The 21,131-nt window shown below is 41.5% G+C and carries 21 protein-coding genes and 1 pseudogene; 19 read left to right on the top strand and 3 right to left on the bottom strand.

Annotated elements, in window-relative coordinates; translation table 11 throughout:
* The first annotated feature begins 139 nt into the window (after nucleotides 1-139).
* The 3 genes from FBB35_RS12455 (at nucleotide 140) to FBB35_RS12445 (ending at nucleotide 2,241) form a co-directional block, all read left to right on the top strand.
* Nucleotides 140-289 carry a hypothetical protein gene (locus FBB35_RS12455; protein WP_174709886.1) on the top strand — a complete coding sequence of 50 codons (150 nt, stop codon included), beginning with the start codon at nucleotides 140-142 and terminating at the stop codon, nucleotides 287-289.
* 285 nt (nucleotides 290-574) lie between these two features.
* The gene (locus FBB35_RS12450) at nucleotides 575-1,042 is read left to right on the top strand and encodes a response regulator (RefSeq protein ID WP_174709885.1); all 468 of its coding nucleotides are present in this window, start codon (nucleotides 575-577) and stop codon (nucleotides 1,040-1,042) included.
* 176 nt (nucleotides 1,043-1,218) lie between these two features.
* On the top strand, nucleotides 1,219-2,241 hold the full coding sequence (locus tag FBB35_RS12445; protein ID WP_174708137.1) for an IS4 family transposase: 1,023 nt from the start codon (nucleotides 1,219-1,221) through the stop codon (nucleotides 2,239-2,241).
* A 145-nt stretch (nucleotides 2,242-2,386) separates the two neighbouring features.
* Here FBB35_RS12445 and FBB35_RS12440 read toward each other — a convergent pair whose 3' ends face one another.
* On the bottom strand, nucleotides 2,387-2,989 hold the full coding sequence (locus FBB35_RS12440; protein ID WP_174709884.1) for a PEP-CTERM sorting domain-containing protein: 603 nt from the start codon (nucleotides 2,987-2,989) through the stop codon (nucleotides 2,387-2,389).
* A gap of 368 nt (nucleotides 2,990-3,357) precedes the next feature.
* Here FBB35_RS12440 and FBB35_RS12435 point away from each other — a divergent pair, with 368 nt between their 5' ends.
* Nucleotides 3,358-3,549, top strand: a complete 192-nt coding sequence (locus FBB35_RS12435; RefSeq protein ID WP_174709883.1) for a hypothetical protein — start codon at nucleotides 3,358-3,360, stop codon at nucleotides 3,547-3,549.
* A gap of 109 nt (nucleotides 3,550-3,658) precedes the next feature.
* On the opposite strand, the gene vnfD is transcribed toward FBB35_RS12435, so the two are convergent.
* Nucleotides 3,659-5,686: a nitrogenase vanadium-iron protein, alpha chain gene (gene vnfD / locus FBB35_RS12430; RefSeq protein WP_174709882.1), complete on the bottom strand. Its 2,028-nt coding sequence runs from the start codon at nucleotides 5,684-5,686 to the stop codon at nucleotides 3,659-3,661.
* A 718-nt stretch (nucleotides 5,687-6,404) separates the two neighbouring features.
* A complete protein-coding gene (locus FBB35_RS12425; protein ID WP_174709881.1) occupies nucleotides 6,405-6,632 on the bottom strand; it encodes an IS1-like element transposase in 228 nt (75 codons plus the stop codon).
* Between the two features lie 92 nt (nucleotides 6,633-6,724).
* On the opposite strand from FBB35_RS12425, the gene nifH reads away from it, so the two are divergent.
* The 15 genes and pseudogenes from nifH (at nucleotide 6,725) to FBB35_RS12350 (ending at nucleotide 20,914) form a co-directional block, all read left to right on the top strand.
* On the top strand, nucleotides 6,725-7,624 hold the full coding sequence (nifH, locus tag FBB35_RS12420; protein WP_174709880.1) for a nitrogenase iron protein: 900 nt from the start codon (nucleotides 6,725-6,727) through the stop codon (nucleotides 7,622-7,624).
* 166 nt (nucleotides 7,625-7,790) lie between these two features.
* Nucleotides 7,791-8,177: a hypothetical protein gene (locus FBB35_RS12415; protein ID WP_174709879.1), complete on the top strand. Its 387-nt coding sequence runs from the start codon at nucleotides 7,791-7,793 to the stop codon at nucleotides 8,175-8,177.
* Between the two features lie 252 nt (nucleotides 8,178-8,429).
* Nucleotides 8,430-9,710, top strand: a complete 1,281-nt coding sequence (locus tag FBB35_RS12410) for a substrate-binding domain-containing protein (RefSeq protein WP_174709878.1) — start codon at nucleotides 8,430-8,432, stop codon at nucleotides 9,708-9,710.
* A gap of 297 nt (nucleotides 9,711-10,007) precedes the next feature.
* The gene (gene nifV / locus FBB35_RS12405) at nucleotides 10,008-11,126 is read left to right on the top strand and encodes a homocitrate synthase (protein ID WP_174709877.1); all 1,119 of its coding nucleotides are present in this window, start codon (nucleotides 10,008-10,010) and stop codon (nucleotides 11,124-11,126) included.
* A gap of 111 nt (nucleotides 11,127-11,237) precedes the next feature.
* A pseudogene (locus tag FBB35_RS34635) lies at nucleotides 11,238-11,366 on the top strand (CopG family transcriptional regulator); the annotation flags it as partial.
* A 446-nt stretch (nucleotides 11,367-11,812) separates the two neighbouring features.
* On the top strand, nucleotides 11,813-12,523 hold the full coding sequence (locus tag FBB35_RS12395) for a 2OG-Fe(II) oxygenase (protein WP_174709876.1): 711 nt from the start codon (nucleotides 11,813-11,815) through the stop codon (nucleotides 12,521-12,523).
* 108 nt (nucleotides 12,524-12,631) lie between these two features.
* Nucleotides 12,632-13,453 (top strand): NADPH-dependent oxidoreductase, encoded by an 822-nt coding sequence (locus FBB35_RS12390; protein ID WP_174709875.1) that lies wholly within the window; start codon nucleotides 12,632-12,634, stop codon nucleotides 13,451-13,453.
* Nucleotides 13,454-14,104: 651 nt separating this feature from the next.
* Nucleotides 14,105-14,341, top strand: coding sequence for a hypothetical protein (locus FBB35_RS12385; RefSeq protein ID WP_174709874.1), 237 nt, complete (start codon nucleotides 14,105-14,107; stop codon nucleotides 14,339-14,341).
* Nucleotides 14,342-14,477: 136 nt separating this feature from the next.
* On the top strand, nucleotides 14,478-14,978 hold the full coding sequence (locus FBB35_RS12380; protein WP_174713622.1) for a phosphate-starvation-inducible PsiE family protein: 501 nt from the start codon (nucleotides 14,478-14,480) through the stop codon (nucleotides 14,976-14,978).
* A gap of 162 nt (nucleotides 14,979-15,140) precedes the next feature.
* Nucleotides 15,141-15,812, top strand: a complete 672-nt coding sequence (locus tag FBB35_RS12375) for an ISAs1 family transposase (RefSeq protein ID WP_174709873.1) — start codon at nucleotides 15,141-15,143, stop codon at nucleotides 15,810-15,812.
* A gap of 363 nt (nucleotides 15,813-16,175) precedes the next feature.
* A complete protein-coding gene (locus FBB35_RS12370) occupies nucleotides 16,176-16,670 on the top strand; it encodes a DUF2231 domain-containing protein (RefSeq protein ID WP_174709872.1) in 495 nt (164 codons plus the stop codon).
* Nucleotides 16,667-17,272: a DUF2231 domain-containing protein gene (locus FBB35_RS12365; protein ID WP_174709871.1), complete on the top strand. Its 606-nt coding sequence runs from the start codon at nucleotides 16,667-16,669 to the stop codon at nucleotides 17,270-17,272. Before FBB35_RS12370 ends, FBB35_RS12365 begins: the two co-directional genes overlap by 4 nt.
* Nucleotides 17,273-17,275: 3 nt before the next feature.
* Nucleotides 17,276-18,238 (top strand): cytochrome c oxidase subunit II, encoded by a 963-nt coding sequence (locus tag FBB35_RS12360; protein ID WP_174709870.1) that lies wholly within the window; start codon nucleotides 17,276-17,278, stop codon nucleotides 18,236-18,238.
* 220 nt (nucleotides 18,239-18,458) lie between these two features.
* Nucleotides 18,459-20,108 (top strand): cytochrome c oxidase subunit I, encoded by a 1,650-nt coding sequence (gene ctaD / locus FBB35_RS12355; RefSeq protein WP_174709869.1) that lies wholly within the window; start codon nucleotides 18,459-18,461, stop codon nucleotides 20,106-20,108.
* Between the two features lie 203 nt (nucleotides 20,109-20,311).
* Entirely contained in the window at nucleotides 20,312-20,914 is a 603-nt protein-coding gene (locus FBB35_RS12350; RefSeq protein WP_174709868.1) for a heme-copper oxidase subunit III, read from the top strand.
* Nucleotides 20,915-21,131 lie beyond the last annotated feature (217 nt).

Below are 21,131 nucleotides of genomic sequence, written 5' to 3'. Positions count from 1 at the left end.
TTTAGAGTACTCTACAATTTTTTACCAAAATGGTTGGTAAAAAGTAGCGATCGCTACAATTCACAGACTTAATAATGTGATATTCGTAACCTCGCAGTAGTATCGACTTTTGTACAAAAAGTCATGAAAAAGTATTTATTTGAAGTATTTATTTGTCATACCACTGATTACTGGTAAGTTTGGTGTCACAATGCCTAGTCAGGTTTGGGCTGTTTCTTTGTACAATGCTGGCGCTTTAAAGACTGCCTTTGGTGAAATCTCTAAGAACTTTACTGCCAAATATGTATGACATTCCGGTTACACAAGTGTCTGTCCCTTATGGTTCGCTACGCGAATGTATAGAGCAAGAACTTTCATCAAAAAAAGCATCCGCAGATGTTTATGGACTAAAAAAAGATAAAAGGCTGCTATGGCAGGGCACTCATCTTATAGCAAGAAAATTATACATATTGCCAATTTGCTTGCAAAGGTAAAAAATTTTTTGATATAGTGCTCGCTAGGCAGCTAGTTCACGAGTAATCACCTGTAGGACTTCCTCTGTAATTTATTAGGTAACTAGGGAGACAATTATATCGTGCCAGATAATTTTGAGGACAAGCGTCCTGAAAAAGATAGAAGAAACTTAGATATTTTTCAAGGATTGACGATTCTTGTGGTGGACGATAGCACAGATATCCTTTTTTTAATTACTTATATTTTTGAAAGTTATGGAATCCAGGTAATAACGGCATCCAATGCTTTTGCAGCATTTGAGATTATTAAACAATATCAAGTGGATCTTTTAATTATCGATATTGACATGCCATTTGAGAACGGATATTCGCTAATACAGAAAGTCCGTTCACTTACATCTCCACTAACAAGAGAAATCCCAGCGATCGCTTTTACTGGTAGTTCTGAAGATAAGGTGGATAAAAAGGCTCTTGCATCTGGATTCCAAAGTTATATCCAAAAGCCTTCAGACTTAGAACAGTTTATAACAGAAGTAGCAAAACTGCTTCAAATATCCTGCAAAAGGATGACGATTGCATCTATTCTCTGAAAACAAGTAGTTAACTAATAATAGAAAAGGCAGTTAGCTTTCTTACAGAGTATTCTGATTATATGAGTGCAACTATAGCAGTCATACCAGAAGTGTTGAATGTTAAGAAAAATCCGATAAAAATAGCCCAAAATATGGTAGTTTTGGGCTAAGGCTTAAAATATATTAGTTTGATTGTGATTATAAATTCATTTCCCAAAATTGTCAAAGATATACTGAAAAGCCTGCCAAAAAACGATTATCCAGTATTGAACAGTCGTCTGTTTTTTGAGTGCTGGCTATCCTATGCCCTGGATAACAGCTTAACAAGTATGCGAGATTTGTTTAACAGATTAAATAACAATTGTTTTGAGGTAGATATTTCTACTTTCTCTAAAGCAAATTTACATCGAAGCCAAAAACCTTTTCAAGAGATTTACCAAAAATTAAATGAATTAGTACAGAAGAAAGTTCAAAAAAAGTTACACAATAAATATGCAATTTGTCCAATAGATTCAACAATTATTACTCTCACAAGTAAATTGTTATGGGTACTAGGTCATCATCAAGTCAAGCTGTTTAGTTCCTTAAATCTCTCCACAGGAAGCCCAGAAGATAACTTCATCAATTTTGGACATGACCATGATTATAAATTTGGTTCCAAAATGATGTCTAGTCTCCCAATAAATGCTGTTGGAGTAATGGATAGGGGTTTTGCTGGATTAAAATTTATCCAAGAATTAGTACAAGAAAACAAATATTTTGTTTTGCGGATAAAAAACAATTGGAAACTAGAATTTGATGGCTCAAATGGATTGGTCAAAGTTGGTGCATCTGATGATGCTCAAGCTTATAGAGTAATTAATTTCTGTGATTTAGAGACAAAAACCGAGTTTCGCTTAGTGACTAATTTACCAGAGTCGGGAGATGCAGCTGTTCATGATGATGAAATTAGGGATATTTATCGATTACGTTGGGGAGTTGAATTGTTGTGGAAGTTTTTAAAGATGCACTTAAAACTTGACAAACTCATTACCAAAAACGTCAATGGTATTACCATACAAATTTACGTGAGCTTGATAGCCTATCTGATTTTACAGCTTTTATCTATTCCCGAACAATGGGGACATACACTATTAGATAAATTCCGCTATCTTCAATCTTGTATGTGTCAGAAAATCAGCTATGTTCATTGGTTTGAGGAGATGATGTTTTGCTGACTAATTTAAGCTTTTGAGACTTAGTGTAACTAATAATGTAAAGTTTTGTATCAGCATTCAACATTTCTGCAGTCATACCTACTTTGTAAGCATATCCATAACTTCTGAAGAAGTTGAGGATATACTTACAAATGATTTAGAAATGCTATATTTTTAAACCTAATTTTCGCTTATACAGTAGTAAAGTTATACCACCCGTGACTAACATGGCAGGTATTGAATCTGATTCAGGAATTGGTATAATTTGACCTGAACCACTTATTGTGTTGCTAAACTGTCCAAAATCATTCACTCGACGACCAGTAGTAACTAAAAAGTATTTCTGTCCTGTAAGGAGTTCTCGGTTGAAAGTAACAGTACTACCATTAGTAGTAGTATTTGCTACAAGAACATTAGTTAATTGTTCAGTGGGATTGAAACTGTCCTGATATAAAGCTAAGAAAATATCCCATTTTCTATTTGCAGGTGGTGTAGGTTCAGATTCACCACTTATATTATATAAACCTGATTGATCGACCGTAAAATCGAATACACTGAAAGGGACACTCATTCCCAAATTCCCATCTTTTTCACCACTGATAAGAGTGGGAGGATTCCCTGGTGCTACACGCCGCCAAATCGGTTCATTTGTTGTATCTCCCTGATAAGTAAAGGTAGCAGCTTTGGAGGGTTGAGCGGTAGAAACAGTAGCTAATGCTAACCCTAGAATAACCATTAATGGTTTTTGAAAAAACTTTGTTTCTAACATAAATTATTTCTTTGAATTTACTAATAGCTTGTTTCAAAAATGTTGAGGGCGAGAAACTTATCAAGCAGATTCTCCATTGTGAGTGACACTCGATGTATGGCGATCGCATAGATAGGATTGCTGGCAAATGTCTCGACTTCCTTACTACTAATGCTTGAATAGTCCTTGATCTGAGCATTTAAATTTCATGAATTATTCAACAGTATTTATGGCATATTTTTTATACAAATTTGTGTTTTTAATTGAATTTATCATACCAACTTGGTTGGAAAAAATCAATTCAACTACGTAATTAAACGCTGACTTTATCAAAACTTTAAGTAAAAAGTTTTTTTATTTCGCACGACTTATACGGATGACAAGACTTCATGAGTAACTACGACTGTGGTGCTTTTACGATGCCTACAGCGAGCATACCCCTGCTCAAAAATCGGCTATGCAGAGCGTGTCCTAAACCCTGTGGCATACGCTTAGGGCGCAGCCTCTGTCTCCGACACGCTATTCGCGTTCGTGGAGAAGCGATCACAATGTCTATGACGGGCTACGCCTACGCAACATAGCTATTTACTCTCAAAATCCGAGCAACTTCTTGCATGGCGTGGGGAATGTGTTCCTTTGCTTTATGCTTTCTTTCACGATGAAAGAAAGCAAATGTGGAAGCATAATAGCTTATGAATCTTGTCCCTCGACAATTTCTTTTTGGATAAAACTAATTTGTGCAGCTAATTCTTGTCGAGTAGAAGCTTTAAATAGATATCGGAAAACAAACCAGATTAAGTAACCAATTCCAGTCAACTCAAAAACTAGATTTAACTGGGGAATTTCATTTATTACATCTAATACAGCTAGAATTATCTTAACTGCAATAGTCGCTGTAATAATTGTAGCAAAACAAATAATTGGCATTTGGTGCTCCGTGGAAAAGCTACCTAAGTATTTAGGCAATTGCTCCAAAAATGCAGAGATTTCCCCGCCAATTTGCTGCCGTTGAAGTAATGGTTGATTATCAGGTATTAGCAATGGTTGAGTATTAAGGTCTGAACTTTCAACTGCTGCGTAGTTTACCGCCGTAGGCATCGCTTCGGTAGATGTAATATCAATAGATTTCGATTGTTGTACTTCATTCTCCTGAAGTAATGGTTGATTATCAAGTATTAGCAATGGTTGAGTATTAAGGTCTGAACTTTCAACTGCTGCGTAGTTTACCGCCGTAGGCATCGCTTCGGTAGATGTAATATCAATAGATTTCGATTGTTGTACTTCATTCTCCTGAAGTTTCCTATTTTCTTCAGAGATAACAGTTTTATTTTGCTGACCACGGATGTCATCCTTAGCCAACTTCATCAAAGGGGAGTAAATGGCATTGTACATATCGCGCGCCATATTCACCGCACCTTCAAAACCCATATAAGGGCCATTGTGGTAGCCATGACCATTCACATAAGGCAAATGCAACTTCTTCACCAAAGCACCCACCCGTGGTCCAGTCAACACCAAATCAGGCTTGACCATCTCCAGCACCTCGAAGAACTCAAGTTCATTGCCATCATCAATATAGATAGTCCCTTCTTCACCTCTGGCAATTACCTTTTCAAAATCCTCTTGGTGTCCAAACTTGGACGACATCGCCACCACTTTCATTCCCAAATCGTCTTCTAAGGCTTTAGTCCAGTGCCACAAACGTGGGCCACCAGTCCAAATACAGACCTTTTTCCCAGTCAAGCGCTCCTTATACCAAGCTAACTTCGATTCATATTTAGCCACCTCTTCAGCAATCACCGCTTCGGCTCTATCCTCAATCCCAAAGAAAGCCCCGATTTTGCGTAACCCTTCCTTAGCATAGTCAAAACCCCAAGTATCCACATCAATCCGGGGAATGCCATATTTTTTCTTTAACTCATTGGCAATATATCCAGCAGAACGGGCACAGTTGGTCACATTCAACTGCGCTCTGTGCATCCCACGCAATGAGTCATAAGTCCCATTACCAGTAAAATGGGCAATAATTTGCACGCCCATTTTTTCCATATACTTTTCAAGGACAAAAGTATCTCCTTGAATGTTGTAGTCACCAATCACATTAATCGTGTATGGGCTGGTAATTTCTGGCTCATAAGTTCCTACCTTGTCCGTCATCCACCCCATGTTAAATACGTGGTGTCCTTTGGATTGACTCACCCCAGCAAAACCGGGACACTCGACGGTGAAGATATCGACATCACCGAGTTCTTTTTCGACTTCTTTAACTACAGGCTTAATATCATCGCCAATCAAAGCAGTAGAGCAGGTGGTGTACACCATCATCCGCTTGATGTCAGGAAATTCTGCAAAGGCTTCCAGCATCGCTTTTTTCAGCAGCTTTTCACCACCGAAGACAACGTGCTGTTCCTTCATGTCCGATGACCAGACATATTTGAGTTGGAAGTTGCCATTGTCGCTGGGATAGCGTTTGGTGTGCCATGTGTCATAAGCACAGCCTACAGGCCCATGTATCAACTGAATAGTGTCTTTGAGAACACCACCAATTACTAGCTTTGCACCACAATAACTGCATCCGCGTTCAGATAATGAGCCGGGAATGGTTTCGACGTGGGCGCTAGGGAGAAACTGGGTTGTATCTTCTCCTTTCTCTTTAATATATATGTGCTTCTCCCGTTCGGGGATAGTTTCGTCGCACTTAAACAACTTCATTGGCATGGCTGATTGCTCCAGTTGCAATTGATCAGAAGACAGACTCTTCTAATATGTAATTTTTGTCAGAAACTTGTTGGAGTTCCTTGATTTCAAAATCCTATCAACCTTTCTAATTAATAATAGTAAAGCTGATAACAATAACGCAAATTAATATTGCAAAATAGAAATAAAGCCAGTTTATAATAGACAGTTCTGTCTAGATTTAAAGCAGCCTTAATCCTTTTATATATAAGACTTTTAGTAAAGAAAATAGACAGACTATTCTAACTGGAAGTGAAGAGACAAATGATTTACTTTATGTCCTCAATATAGATATCTCTCCAAAGAGAAATCGACGATATTTTCTTAACTTTCAACAACAGAATAACGCAATTATCGGCTTTGAGGCTCTTTCGCTGATGACTAATTGTAACCACGAATACTCTTTGTAAATTAATTGATCAGCGCAAGTAAATTGGCCAGATGTATGATATTCTTTATTTATAGGGAATCTAAAACCAGAATAAAAACTCCTTAGATTCCTTTGAAGTGAGTATCAGACCAGCCTCATCAGTTATTGGTGATGGCATAACGTTAATCGAAGTGGAGCAAAGCCGCCTAAAAATCGGTTTTTCGTTTGGCGAAGCTGTTGCCATAGCGTAGGCTGGACTGATTTTTTTATGTATCTTCTTTGCAGCGAAAATAATACTTGTCTTGCTGTGAGTAAACAGAAATTTCTCATTCACCTGCTGTATCTGTGGAAGTTTTTTGGATTTTTGGTGACAGGATTGGAACTAATTTTTAGCACCCTTGTTGTATCTCGCATCCCGCTAATATTTACTGCCATATCTGTAAGAAGCTGTTTAACTTCTAGCAAATAACTGCAATATTTATAGTGCTGGATAGACGGTTGATGTACATTATCTAACAGCATCAATTCAGTCACAAACTGGGTAGTAAATACTTTCAAGGTTTACAACTCCAATTTGATTCAATATTCTGCTTGATTACACCATAATCTGGGAGCCGAATTAATAAGTCTGCGCCATTATTGAGGTTTTTATGCGGAAAATCGCTATTTATGGAAGAGGGGGAGTTGGCAAGTCCACAACAACTCAAAATGTAGTGGCTGGACTCACTGATCTGGATCGTAAGGTGATGGTTGTAGGGTGTGACTCAAAAGCAGACTCCACCCGGCTCCTCTTGGGGGGATTCCACCAGAAGATTGTACTCGACACGTTGCGTAAAGAAGAAGATGATGATTTTAATCTAGAAGACTTCCGCCAGGTGGGATGGGGGAAGACGCTGTGTGTGGAATCGGGTGGGCCGGAACCTGGTGTAGGATGTGCAGGTAGAGGCATTCTGACATCAATTGGGTTGCTGGAACAACTTGGTGCTTATGATGATGCAGTTAGACTTGATTATACATTTTATGACGGTCTAGGTGACGTGGTATGCGGTGGATTTGTCATGCCCATTCGTGAACGCAAAGCTCAAGAGGTTTACATTATCACTTCTGGGGAAATTATGGCAATGTATACCGTCAACAACATCTGCCGAAGTATTCAAAAGTATGCACCCATAGGCGGTATACGTCTGGGAGGATTGATTTGCAACTCTCGCAAAGTCGATGAGGAAGATGATTTGATCAAAGCTCTGGCAGAGAAACTGGGGACTCAAATGATCTACTCCATACCCAGAGACAATATGGTGCAGCAAGCAGAGTTCCACCGCAAGACGGTGATTGAGTATGCTCCTGAGTCGGAACAGGCGCAACACTATCGCAACCTGGCAATGGCAATTGACCAGAATACAGATTTTGTCACTCCGAAATCTATGTCTAACGATCAGCTAGAGGAACTGCTGGTACAGTTTGGGTTGTTTAGACATCTCCAAACATTAGGTATCACCCCAAGCTCCACAAGGATTGCAGATTCATTTTCGGAGATGCCTCTTGAATAGGACGATGCAGTAGGGGTTATCCCTCATACAAAATGTCTGGAGCAATTGGCAATCTCTGACTCGAAAAAGCAGAAAAAACTGCGTAAACTTCTTACCACCATTTGAGAAATCGGCGTTCTGAACCACGCTAAAATTCGTCTACCTCATTGAAGGAGGAGAACTCATTATGTTGACCGAAGAGGTTTTAGTCCAAAAATTTATCACCATAGCTCAGGGGCGCTGTGCCAAAGTAGGTGAGTTGCTCCAGTACTGTCACGTCGAACTCGTAAACTCTTACTGGGGTTGTCCTCCAAAACTCATACAACATTTTGTTGTTTATTATCCTAATATGCTGTTTGCCTCAGTTAATGCCTACCAAGACATTTTCCGAGGCGTTGCCCAAGATTTGGGGATATGTGAGGCTGTTTGCATAAATGCCACACGGATTATCCGCGATCGCGCCTCAAGGTTGAAGGAAAAGAACCCGATCTTATGGTTGGAACTCCAGTGGGTGGCAGTACCAACTAAAAAAGGCAATTGGCATCTAGATCAGGATTTACCGCACTCGGACTAAGTTTTTTTTGGTGAGGTAGCTTGCTACCGTTGGCGATGCCTAGGTTGGCAAGCTACGCTAAATTGCTAAAATAGTATCCAAAAATGCAAGTATTTTAGCGATATGTATGCTATGCTTGCAGCAAATAAGCAAAATTGTCAAAACATCAATATGTCTGACAACAAAAACGGCAAATACGAAAAAACCTTGCGATTGACCCAACAGATTTAAGTTTGTCTGCTGTGGCTTTTTCTAACGGAGATATACAGCCTCATGAAACTGGATGTGAATCTTTGCAATAACCTGAAGTCAATTAGAACTCGCTTGGGTATGAGTCAGCAAGAATTAGCTAATATAGCTGGCGTAACTCGTCAGAGTATTGGTGGTGTGGAACTAGGGCAATATGCTCCTTCTGTTGCTATGTCACTCCGTTTAGCCAAAGCTCTTGGCTGCCAAGTCGAGGACTTATTCTGGTTTGAAGAAGATTTACCAGAAGTTGAGGCAATTCTTGCGGGATCAATCCCTAAGCAACAGCGATCGCGAGTTAGTCTAGCGCAGGTTGGGAATCAATGGATAGCTTATCCCCTCATTGGAAATGATGCTTTTCGGATCGAAATGATTCCAGCTGATGGTGAGACGCTTGCAGTGATCTACCCTGATGCTAAGGTTAGCGCAAGCGGTAACGACGTAGGAGCGTCATCCGTAAGGGTGGAAGAGTTACCCAGCATCAGCAAATTGCCATTAGCGTCAGAAGTAGCTAGTAATGAGCGTCAATCGGAGGGTGAAGCACAAAGCCAAAGCGTTACAAATAAAGTCCTGGTTCGGATTCTGGATGATATAGACAAACTACACAATACAGTTGTGATTGCTGGTTGTACACCTGTGCTTTCCCTGTTGGCAAGAGCAACTGAACGTTGGCATCCGCAACTGCGAATTCATTATCGTTTCGCCCACAGCAAGGCTGCATTACGTAGTCTGTGCAAAGGTGAAGTTCATATTGCAGGAATGCACTTATACGATCCCAAAACTGGGGAACATAACATTCCCTTTGTGCGGGAAGCCTTAACAGGCAAGAGTGCCGTTTTGATTACTCTTGGAGTTTGGGAAGAAGGTTTGTTAGTCCCACCAGGAAACCCAAGGGGAATTAAAACAGTTTCCGACTTAGTAGAATTTGGAGCAACTATTGTCACCCATGAAGCGGGTTCTGGCGGTCAGATGCTTTTAGAACGGAAACTCCAAGAAGAAGGAGTGCCATCTCAGACTGTGAAAGGATTTACCCATATCGTCCACAGCCATCAAGATGTTGCCTTATCTGTAATCTCAGGAATTGCTGATGCTGGGATCAGTACGGCATCTATAGCTGCTGCTTTTGGGTTGGGATTTATCCCCCTTCATAGTGCGCGATACGACTTGGTGATTATTAAAGAATACTTGGAAGAAGAACCAGTAAAACAGTTCCTCAGTATCTTGGGACATCAGCTAGTGCGATCGCAATTAGAGATTCTCGGCGGCTATGACACTAGCAAGATTGGGGAAGTTGTAGCAAATATTTAGTAATTCGTAATGATGCTCTCTACGTACCCCTCCGGGGAAGCAAGCTACGCGCAGCTTGTCGCAGACAGAGGCTAAAAGCGTAGCTTGCAACTCTTACAGAGTACGCAGACTCGCTACCACTACGTTCGCGGAGCGTCTCGGAGAGAAGACAGTAATTCGTAATTATTATCCTATGGCTAAGAAATATGTCTTTTAGTTTCCACAACTCAAGTTAGCTGCTGTGCATTTCAATTATGAATTACTCAAGCAAATCAAAATCACCCAACAAGTTAGCTGGTTATGAATCATCACTTCACAATGAATAAACATCCCGTTCAGATTAACGATACAACTTTGCGAGATGGCGAACAAGCTGCGGGTGTAGCCTTTAACGTTGAAGAAAAAATTGCGATCGCTACTTTTCTTGATGCCATTGGTGTTCCAGAACTGGAAATTGGCGTTCCGGCAATGGGACAAGAAGAAGCAGAGTCGATTCGAGCGATCGCTAATCTGGGATTAAATGCCCAGTTACTTGGCTGGAACCGTGCTAAATTGTCCGATATCCAGGCATCTATAGATTGTGGTTTAGAACGGGTGCATATTTCCGTTCCCGTCTCAGAAATTCAGATTGCCGCCAAGTTTGGGGGTAAGCAGCAGGTAATGCTCGATCTGCTGCGGGATGCGATTAATTTTGCTTGCGATCGCGGTTTAGCTGTATCTGTTGGCGGAGAAGATTCTTCCAGAGCCGATCCATCTTTTCTATTGGATGTGGCGTATTATGCTCAAGAGTTGGGAGCTTTCCGATTTCGCTTTTGTGACACTGTAGGAATACTCGACCCTCTGAACACTTACAGCAAAGTTCGCTCCCTTGTGCATCATCTATTCATTCCTATAGAAATGCACACACATAATGATTTTGGACTGGCAATGGCGAACTCGCTAGCTGGTATTGAAGCAGGGGCGCGATCAGTCAACACTACAGTAAATGGGATTGGTGAACGCGCAGGTAATGCGGCGCTGGAAGAAATTGTGATGGCACTGAAACACCTCTACGGCATCCCAACGGGTATTAATACAAAACGGTTGCTGGAACTGTCACGGTTAGTTGCTAAAGCTGCCAATTGGCCGGTTCCTCCCTGGAAAGCGATCGTGGGTGAAAATACTTTTGCACACGAGTCAGGGATTCATGCTCACGGTGTGTTGCAAAATCCCGGTACTTACGAACCGTTTGCGCCAGAAGATGTTGGCTGGGAACGTCGCCTTGTTGTAGGCAAACATTCTGGTCGGCATCTGATATTTAGTGTGCTGCAAGAACATGGAATCACCCTCAGTCAGCCAGAAATTCAATCAGTGCTGGATGCTGTAAAGCATGAGTCAGTAAAAGTTAAGCGCAGTCTCACTGTTGAAGAACTCCTGAGTTTTGTTCCCCAAAGGTGAACTTAATGAGGAGTAGGGAAGATTAAGAAAGCATCACAATTCCGTCTCTGGTTAGCCAGCGCAGTTATTGTATCAACTGCTAGAATACTACCAATAATGTTGGTAGTAATGATGCCGAGAAAAGAGCAAGGATGGATCACTTTTCAATTGTCTCCAGAAGAACGGCAACTTCTAGAGCAGTACTGCAAGCGGTTCCAACGCACTAAGACTGATGTTTTGCGCTCGCTGTTGCGTAGTCTCCAAGGACAATCACTCAAACAGCAGGGAAAGCAGTTTGATCCTGGAGAGGTTGATCTGGACTTATTTTGAGCAGTGGTGAAGAACCGCTATCGGTAAAGCGAGTTGTCTTGCACCTAAACAAATTTGCAATGAGGTTGGTAATCCCTCTGAAATCGTAAAAAAGCGTTCAAGTTCAAAAGTTGGCTATGACAAATTCTACAAAGTTATTGTGATCGGGCCGCTCCGGGACTGGGTACTGGGTACTGGGCAAGAAAATATGAATCAGATTTGCTTGGGATCTAAATTCCCATCTAAATCTTTCCAGTCCCCAGTCCCTAGTCCCTAATCCCTAGTCCCCAGTCCCTAATCCCTAGTCCCTAGTCCCTAGTTCCCAGTCCCTAGTTCAGTACCATTTGATGTCCAGGGTAATCATGATTGGTTAATTTTAGTAAAGCGTTTTTTCTACCATGCTTAATTTTGATTCCATTAGTACCACAGCAATGCAAAAAGTCCCATACAATTGGGCTTTGATCAAAAACCTGCTTTCACCAGAAGCAAGCTTAGAACTAACTGCGAGTTTTCCCCATGAAGAGTTTCGCCTGTCGGAGGGAGAGGGATATGGATACTCTTGGGGAAAGATGCTTGCTACTAGCGAGGATATTTCCTTGATGCTCAAATCTAGCGATAATCGCTGGCGAGAGCGGATGGCACAAGGCAGACTTACTTATGACTTGAGACACCTGAGTAAAGTCTGGCGACAGTTGATAGAAGAACTGTGGACAGATTCTTACCGCGCAGCCATAGCTGAAATGTCTGGGTTGGAACTGAAGGACTGTGTAATGGATATTGGATTTCGTCGGTATAGCTCAGGACAGTTGCATCACCCTCATACAGACGAGCCGAACAAACTTTTAACTCATCTGCTATTTTTCAATCAGCAATGGTCTGTAGATTGGGGAGGCTGTTTGCGAATTCTCAAAGACTCCCAGGCGGAATCTGTCTTTCAAGATATTTTACCCCTTAGTGATTCCTCAGTTGCGATCGCACGTTCTGATAACTCTTGGCATACGGTTACTCCGCTAACTTGTCCTGCATCTGAGTCTCGGCTAGCCTTACGAGTTGCTTTTTTTCGGAATAATCCCCTTTCAGATTTTGGAGAAACCAGGCTAGCTGCGTAGCAATCAAGTATTTTCTCTCTACTTTTGTCAGAAAATCAGCCTCCTGATTTTCTGGTTCTTCCTTGTTTTCCTTAATCGTAAAAAAGTGTTCAGGTTCAAAAGCTAACTATGACTAATCCTACAGAATTACTGCGATCGCGCTACGGTGAGATTCCCTTCAATTACGAAATTGACTGGAACGAATCTCTAGAAACGCTAATAGCCCACCGTTCAGTCCGGTCTTATCTATCTAAGCCTTTACCACCAGGAACTCTAGAATGGCTAGTTGCTGCTGCTCAATCTGCTCCTAGTTCAGCTAATATGCAAACTTGGAGTGTAGTAGCAGTTGAAGATCAAGAACGCAAAGCAGAATTATGCAGGCTGGCTAATAACCAAGTATGGATTAACCAAGCTCCCGTATTCTTCGTTTGGTTAGCAGATTTAGGTCGTCTGGCTCATATTGCTGACAGTCGCGGACTAGCTCCCGTAGCCCTGGATTACGTAGAACTGTTGGTTAAAGCAATAGTCGATGCTTCAGTCGCAGCGCAAAATGCGATCGTAGCTGCTGAATCTGTTGGTTTAGGAACGGTATATATCGGCGCAATCCGCAAAAGTACCCAAGAGGTAGCTACGTTATTGAATTTGCCACCTTTTGTGTTCCCTGTGTTTGGGTTGTGTGTGGGTTATCCCAATCCTGAAGCACAACCTGTTGTTAAGCCACGTCTACCCCAGCCAGCTGTATTCCATCGGGAAACCTATAAATTGGCAGAGCAAGATGAAGCGATCGCTCACTATAATGATATCATGAAAGAGTTCTACACTGAACAAAAAATGAATGTCGCTGGTGATTGGTCGCAACATTCAGCCGAGCGAATAGCCACTTTAAACTATTTAAAAGGGTGTAAGGATTTGCGTGAGACTCTGAATAACTTCGGCTTCAAGTTGTTATAAAAGGAGTCAACAGCCAGAATACAAAGATACAGGGTAAGCATCCACCCTATCTTTAGTAGTCTGTCAATAAATAATTGATGGATAAATTAAGAGTAGAGACGGCGATTTATCGCGTCTCTTTAACCGTCAAAATGAATTTGACAGACTACTCGTCTCAAGTAAACTATACGCTGCGGCGACCAGAGGAGAACTTCTGATATCTGCACCAAAGCTTTTGACACTTCAAGACTCAAAACCCTACACTTCAGTCTCAAAAGATGATTTCGGTGCGTAAGTCTAAGCAATAAATAAGAACTTAGGCACCATGACAAAATTATCTCATTGCGAGTGCAGCGATGCCTGCGGCGGGCTACGTCTACGCATTCGCGGAGCGTCTCGTAGAGAAGCAATCTCAAACCTTAGTTTTCAGTGCGTAAGTCCTAAAATAGACTCGCTAACTTGTTAGATATAGCAATATCTCCTGCTTGAAACCTTTGTAAGAATTTGGGGAATCTGAAGGCATTTAAGCAGTCAACAGGCGAACAATTTAATTGGTATTCCAGCAAGATTTATCTTTCAAAAAAGGGCTGACTTGTAAGAATCGCTCTTTGAGAGAAAATTGCTGACCAAAAATGTAGAATTTACCCCGTGAAACCAAAGGAGCTTCAAACAATGAATATGACTGAGTTATCTACCAAAGACCTCAACAAACTACGCTCTCAAGCCAAAATAATTGTGAACCGAGTGGAGATTTTCGTAGAAACTTACTTATTAGAAACCTCTCTTGATGAGAAGGTGATGAACGAAACCTTACAAGAGATCATCAAGGCTGCGAATAACTTAACAACCGCAGTATCCAAAATTAAAGCCGTAGAAACGGTAGGTGGTGACTTGAACGGTTCAAAATAGTTTAATAGGGCTGAGTGGAACCCCATAGCTAAATAATGGGGATTGAATACAGTTCTGAGTGCTGAGTAATCGATGCTAGATACTCAGCACTATTTCAGTTATGGAAATAAATGAATCTAGACTGTTAGGAAATACGATGCTCAAAGGGCTAACTTTAAACTTAAATGACTGGTTACAAAGAAATACAATTGTACGTAACCTGGAGTTTTTTCAAGACTTTATTATCATTTCTCTCTGCCTTGGTTTATTCTGTGTGATGCTGATCCGACTGGGAGATATGTTCTTCTCCTTTTTGAGTCCATTAGATTTGCGGCAAGTAACATCTGATATCCTGTTCATTTTGATTTTGGTAGAGTTATTCCGCCTGTTAATTGATCATATACAACAACAACGGACATCCGTGGCAGCAGCAGTAGAGATTACTATGGTTTCTGCTTTAAGAGAAGTAATTTTACGCGGTGTTCTTGAAATTCCCCGTGACCAAATTTTTGGAATTGCAGTATTTTTAGTAGTATTAGCGGGAATTCTTGTGGCTTTACCTTGGGTATCTAACTTTTTTGAACAGGTCAAAATTGCTAACCCAGAAACAGCAGAAAAAAAGCAATTGTTGGCTGATAATCCTGTAGTTCATGATTAATTGTAACGACAAATACTGTTTGAAAATTAGTTGGTTAACGCAAGTAATTTTAACAAATGTATGATATTCTTTATATATGGAGAATCAAAAGTACAAAATTCTTCAAAAAAATAAAGTACACTCCAAAATCAGCAATTCTCTTTATGAGCTTAGGGCATAATAATGTCCAAAGCCTATTTAGTCATTGAAGAGGACAAGGAACAGGGAGTAGGCAGGGCTGTTTCATTTCCTAAAACAGGTAAAATTGCAAGTGTTGAGGGGATAAGAATCATGGATGCTTGTCTGATTGAACATCTGCGGCAAGTAGAAGACTTCAGAACAAGTGATGGTCGAAGACATCCACTATGGTTGGTGTTGCTGTTTGTAATAATGGGCACTATGAGTGGATATGTTGGGTATCGTGCATGGGGAGATTTTGTCAAACGGCATCGTCGAGCGTTAATCAAAACGTTTGAAATACAAAAACACGGTGTTCCCTCATACTCAACTATCAGGCGCATAGCGATGGGAATCGATTTTGATAAACTGGTGACAAAATTTAATTACTGGGCGCAAAACTACGTTGAAATAGAAGAATCTGAATGGTGTCGTATCGACGGTAAAAGCATTAAGAAAACAGTCCAAGACTACGAACAATCATGTCAGAATTTTGTCAGTATCGTAACAGTGTTTGCGAGTAAAAGAGGACTATTAGTCAATATGGAAGAGATCCAAAACAAGGAAGAGAGGGAAATCGTAGTAGTGCAAAATTTAATTGCGGCTTTGGAGCTAAAAAATGCTGTATTTAGCTTTGATTCTTTGCACCGCCAAAAAAACTTGCCAGTTAATCCATAGACTGTGGAAATAATTACGTGATTGCGGTCAAAGACAATCAGCCAAGGATGATTCCAAAATACGTAAGGTAATGTCGCTCCCAATTTATCCATCATTGTTTGACTTCACAGATGGAAAGTAGTAACTCGTTCGTCAGCATTTACCAACGAGTAAAACATTTTTCGATAACTTGCTATTCTATATTCATTCCAGTGAGCTTTTGCCTATCAGAATCAAGCTACTCTGTGAAAGAATTCTCCTCATCAGAATTGCTGTTGTTATTTAGAAGGATTTTAAGTGCAATCTAAGTTGTTGTAGAAATCAAAAAATGTGAAGTATTGATTATTAAGCACTAAACACTAACTAACATATCAGTAGAATACCATGCTTGAGAAGCTTCTGAATAACCATAATTTACCGTATCCTGATACGATACATCCCATCATTGTCCATTTTGTGATTGCAATGGTGTTGTTTGCCTTCGTGTGTGATGTCATTGGATACTTTACTAGCAATTACCGTCTTTTCGAGGTGAGTTGGTGGAATATGTTTTTCGCTACAATCTCCATCTTCATCGCTGTTATTTTTGGTCAATTTGAAGCAGGTTTAGCACAACCTTATAACGCAGCTCAACCAGTACTTAATTTACATACGCTCCTTGGCTGGTCACTTGCAGGAATTCTGGCAGCTATTACAGCTTGGCGTTACGTGATTCATTGCCGCACTCCAGAAAAGATATCAGTTTATTACCTAGCAGCAAGTCTACTTTTGACTGTTTTGGTAGGCATACAAGTGTATTTCGGAGATGAATTGGTTTGGGTATATGGGTTGCACACTGTACCAGTTGTTGAAGCTATAAAGGAGGGCTTACTGCAATGAACTCTGAAGTTATTGAGCAATTAAAGACTCAGATGGGAGCAAATGGGTTGCCCTACACTATACCCATTCACCCAAATTTAGTTCATCTCACTATAGGTTTGTTCATCCTTGGCATTACCTTTGATTTGATTGGTGCTTTCTTCCCTCTCCAACAACCAATCTTCAAGTTTTTAGCAGTTCCAGCCACTCGTTCCAGCTTCTTTGATGCTGGCTGGTACAATATGCTAGGTTCAGCACTTATCACAATTTTTACGGTAGCAGCAGGTTTTTACGAAATCATGTTGGCAGAACCACTCACTGGGGTAAAGAGTGCCTGGGGATTGTCAGCTATGGAAACAATGCTTTGGCATGGAGTGGGTGGTGTTTTTCTACTAGCGCTGATTCTTGGGATGGCTATTTGGAGAGGATTTCAGCGTTATATTTGGCGTCAGGATGACAGTCAACAAGTGCAGTGGAGTTATTTAGTTTCTGGACTGTTCATCATGTTTATCATGTTTATCCACGGTACGCTAGGGGCGCACTTAGCTGCTGAGTTTGGAGTTCACAATACTGCTGATATATTGTTGCGCTTGGGTAAAGATCCCAACTTACTGCTGAGGTAATCTATGAAAATCCGAAATATTTTGATCTTGAGTGCGATCGCAATACTCTTAGCTGCTGTTAGTCTTTGGATAGGGCAGTGGACGTATTCCTGGATGCCTCCTCAAGCCGCAGCAGAATCGCACCTCGTCGATAAGTTGTTTAGTTTCTTAATCACGCTGGGAGCATTTATCTTCCTTGGAGTCACGGGAACACTGATCTACTCAGCGATTTTCCATCGAGCAGAGCAATATGATACCAGCGATGGTCCTCCTATTGAAGGAAATATCACACTAGAAATTGTCTGGACTGCAATTCCTGTATTGCTAGTGTTTTGGATTGCCACCTACAGCTACCAAATCTACGAGCAAATGGGGATTCAAGGCCCAATGGAAGCTATGCATATACATATTCCCATAGGAATGCGATCGGCATCTGCTGCACCAATTAACGGAGATGCGGGCATAGTTTCCGCCTCCCCGACTTCCTCAATTGTATCAACTGATGCTACATCAAATGTAATCGCATTTGAAGACATTGAAGTTAATGCCAAACAGTGGGCTTGGGTTTTCCGCTATCCAGAAAAAGGAATTACCAGCACTGAATTACATTTACCCGTCAATCATCGCATCCGTCTAGCTATGCAATCTGAGGATGTTCTCCACGGCTTTTATATTCCGGCTTTCCGAGTCAAGCAAGACATTATTCCCAACCGCAACATTGACTTTGAATTCACCCCTATCCGCATTGGCAAATATGAATTGACTGATTCCGAATTTAGCGGTACTTACTTTGCAACCATGCGGGCAAATGTTGTTGTCGAGTCCCCTGAAGATTACAAAAAGTGGCTTGCAGAGGCAGCAAACCGTAAACCATGTACTGCAAATAATCAAGCAGCTTCCGAATATGCCCAAGAATCAAAAGAATTAATCAAAGGCTGGGTTACGGTAGCACCCGCACAAGCCCCTGTAGTTAATTACAGCAATTAGTCATTGGTCATTTCATTAGTCACTTGTACTGCCCTTCTCCTGTCGGAGACGCTGCGCGTAGCTTGCTTCCACGAAGTGGTACGACTACGCTCAGGAACCGCGACTCGTGCCGAGCAAAACCGAGGTAAGACGTTGGCGCAACCTCTCGTAGAGAAGTATTAGTAATTGGTTTTGGACAAGTGACAAATAACAAAGAATAAAGGACAAAGGATAAAAGACAATGACAAATATTTCCGTTGAAGACATTACAGGTGACGCACCTCAACAGGAACCTAGAACAGACTGGAAGCAATACTTTAGCTTTAGCACAGACCACAAAGTTATCGGTATTCAGTATATTGTCACCGCTTTCATTCTCTTTTTAGTTGGTGGCATATTTGCAATGATCATTCGTGGGGAATTGATTACCCCAGAATCAGACCTAGTTGACCGTAGTGTTTATAATGCAATGTTCACCATGCACGGCACTGTGATGCTATTTGGATGGACATTCCCCATACTTACAGGTTTTGCTAACTATTTTGTACCTCTGATGATTGGGGCGCGAGATATGGCGTTTCCCAGACTCAATGCTGTCGCCTTCTGGATGATACCGATCGCTGCTATCCTACTGATGGCCAGTTTCTTTGTACCCGGTGGGCCAGCGCAAGCAGGTTGGTGGTCATACCCTCCCGTGAGCTTGCAAAACCCTACAGGAAACTTAATCAATGGTGAAGTCATCTGGCTTCTAGCAGTAGCAATATCAGGGGTTTCCTCAATTATGGGGGCGATTAACTTTGTCACCACGATTGTGAAGATGCGCGCACCTGGCATGACATTCTTCCGTACACCCATCTTTGTTTGGAATGTATTTAGTGCCCAGATTATCCAACTGTTTGGACTACCTGTATTAACAGCAGGTGCAGTCATGCTTTTACTCGACTTAACAGTTGGAACTAGCTTTTTTGACCCCACCAAGGGAGGCGACCCAGTTCTATTTCAGCACTTTTTCTGGTTCTACTCTCACCCTGCTGTTTACGTAATCATTCTGCCGGTCTTTGGAGTCTTTTCAGAGATATTCCCTGTTTTTGCTCGTAAACCTCTGTTTGGCTATAAGATTGTCGCTATTTCATCACTCCTAATAGCTGGAGTTAGCGGTATAGTCTGGGTACACCATCTGTATGTCAGTGGTACTCCCGGCTGGATGCGGCTGTTTTTCATGCTCACAACCATGTTCGTTTCTGTCCCCACTGGCATTAAGGTGTTTGCCTGGACTGCAACGATTTGGGGTGGCAAGCTCCGATTTGATACACCAATGCTGTTTGCGTTTGGTGCATTAATATTGTTTGTATTTGCAGGTATCACTGGCATTACCCTTTCCTCTGTTCCCATTGATGTCCATGTCAACAACACTTACTATGTGGTGGGTCACTTTCACTATGTTCTATATGGCACGGTAACAATGGGGATGTTTGCTGCTATTTACTTCTGGTTCCCCAAGATGACTGGACGTATGTACTACGAAGGCTTAGGCAAGTTGCATTTCTGGCTGGCGTTCATTGGCACTAACCTCAACTTCTTTCCAATGCACCCACTAGGATTACAGGGAATGCTGCGTCGAGTTTCTTCTTATGCCCCAGAGTATGAATTTTGGAATATTATCGCCAGTATCGGAGGATTTTTGCTAGGTGTGTCTACCTTACCCTTCATTCTGAATATGATTGGTTCTTGGATACATGGCGAACAAGCACCGAAGAATCCTTGGCGAGCAATTGGACTGGAGTGGTTAGTTGCTTCACCACCTCCTGTCGAGAACTTTGAGGAAATTCCAGTTGTTGTAAGTGAACCCTACGGCTACGGTAAATCTGAACCATTGGTAGCCGAGCATTAGAGAGCAGGCCAAATGTTTGATTTGATTTTTAAACGCATAGGCGCTTCTCTACGAGACGCTACGCGAACGCCTTCCCGTAGGGTAGGTACGCAGAGGGACGCAGAGAGTTTGAGGTGAGGTATTACGCGATCGCAGACTACTATTTTACTCTCTTTTCTTGCTCTGTGCCTCTGCGTGAGATAAATATATAGGAGTTTCAAGCAATGGACAGTTCCATTATTTCAGAAGAATCAGATCATCTCTCACACGAGCATAACCATGATGAAGAAGGCAGCAAGATGTTCGGCTTCATTGTCTTCCTGCTGTCAGAGACTTTCATTTTCCTCGGTTTTTTTACAGCATATATTGTCTATAAAACAGCAAATCCTGACTGGCTACCAGCTGGTGTTTCTGGACTGGAAGTCAGAGATCCGGCAATTAATACGGTAATTCTTGTTTCTAGTAGCTTTGTCATCTACTTGGCAGAACGCGCCCTTGCACGCCACGACTTGATAGCATTTCGCCAGTTTCTCATGCTTTCGATCGCAATGGGATCTTACTTTTTAGTCGGACAAGCGATCGAATGGAGTCATCTTTCTTTTGGCTTTACCACAGGTGTTTTTGGTGGGATGTTCTACTTACTGACAGGTTTCCACGGTTTGCACGTTCTTACTGGCATTTTGTTGCAGATACTTGTTTTTGGTCGCTCTTTCATTCCTGGTAACTACGATACAGGTCATTTTGGTGTCAATGCCACTTCTATTTTTTGGCACTTTGTTGATGTCATCTGGATTGTTTTGTTTGTCCTTATTTATATCTGGCAATGACATTCCGTAGTCTAAGGTTTTGTGCAGAAGATCGCTTTGCAGCATAACAGTGCCCATCACCCGCCGCAGATAAGCTCGAACGCTCACAGACAAACTTTCGACGGTCGGGTACATGGGCGTTGTTAGCTGGTTCTCGCCTCTGATCGCCTTAACTTTCATTCAAATGAAGTGCAAAGACTTTGTACGCCCGCTCCACTGTGTTTGTTGGCGATTTTTA

The sequence above is a fragment of the Nostoc sp. TCL240-02 genome (assembly GCF_013343235.1).
Taxonomy (GTDB): domain Bacteria; phylum Cyanobacteriota; class Cyanobacteriia; order Cyanobacteriales; family Nostocaceae; genus Nostoc.
Note: the sequence above shows the minus strand (reverse complement) of the source record. Positions and strands in the feature narration are given on the sequence as shown.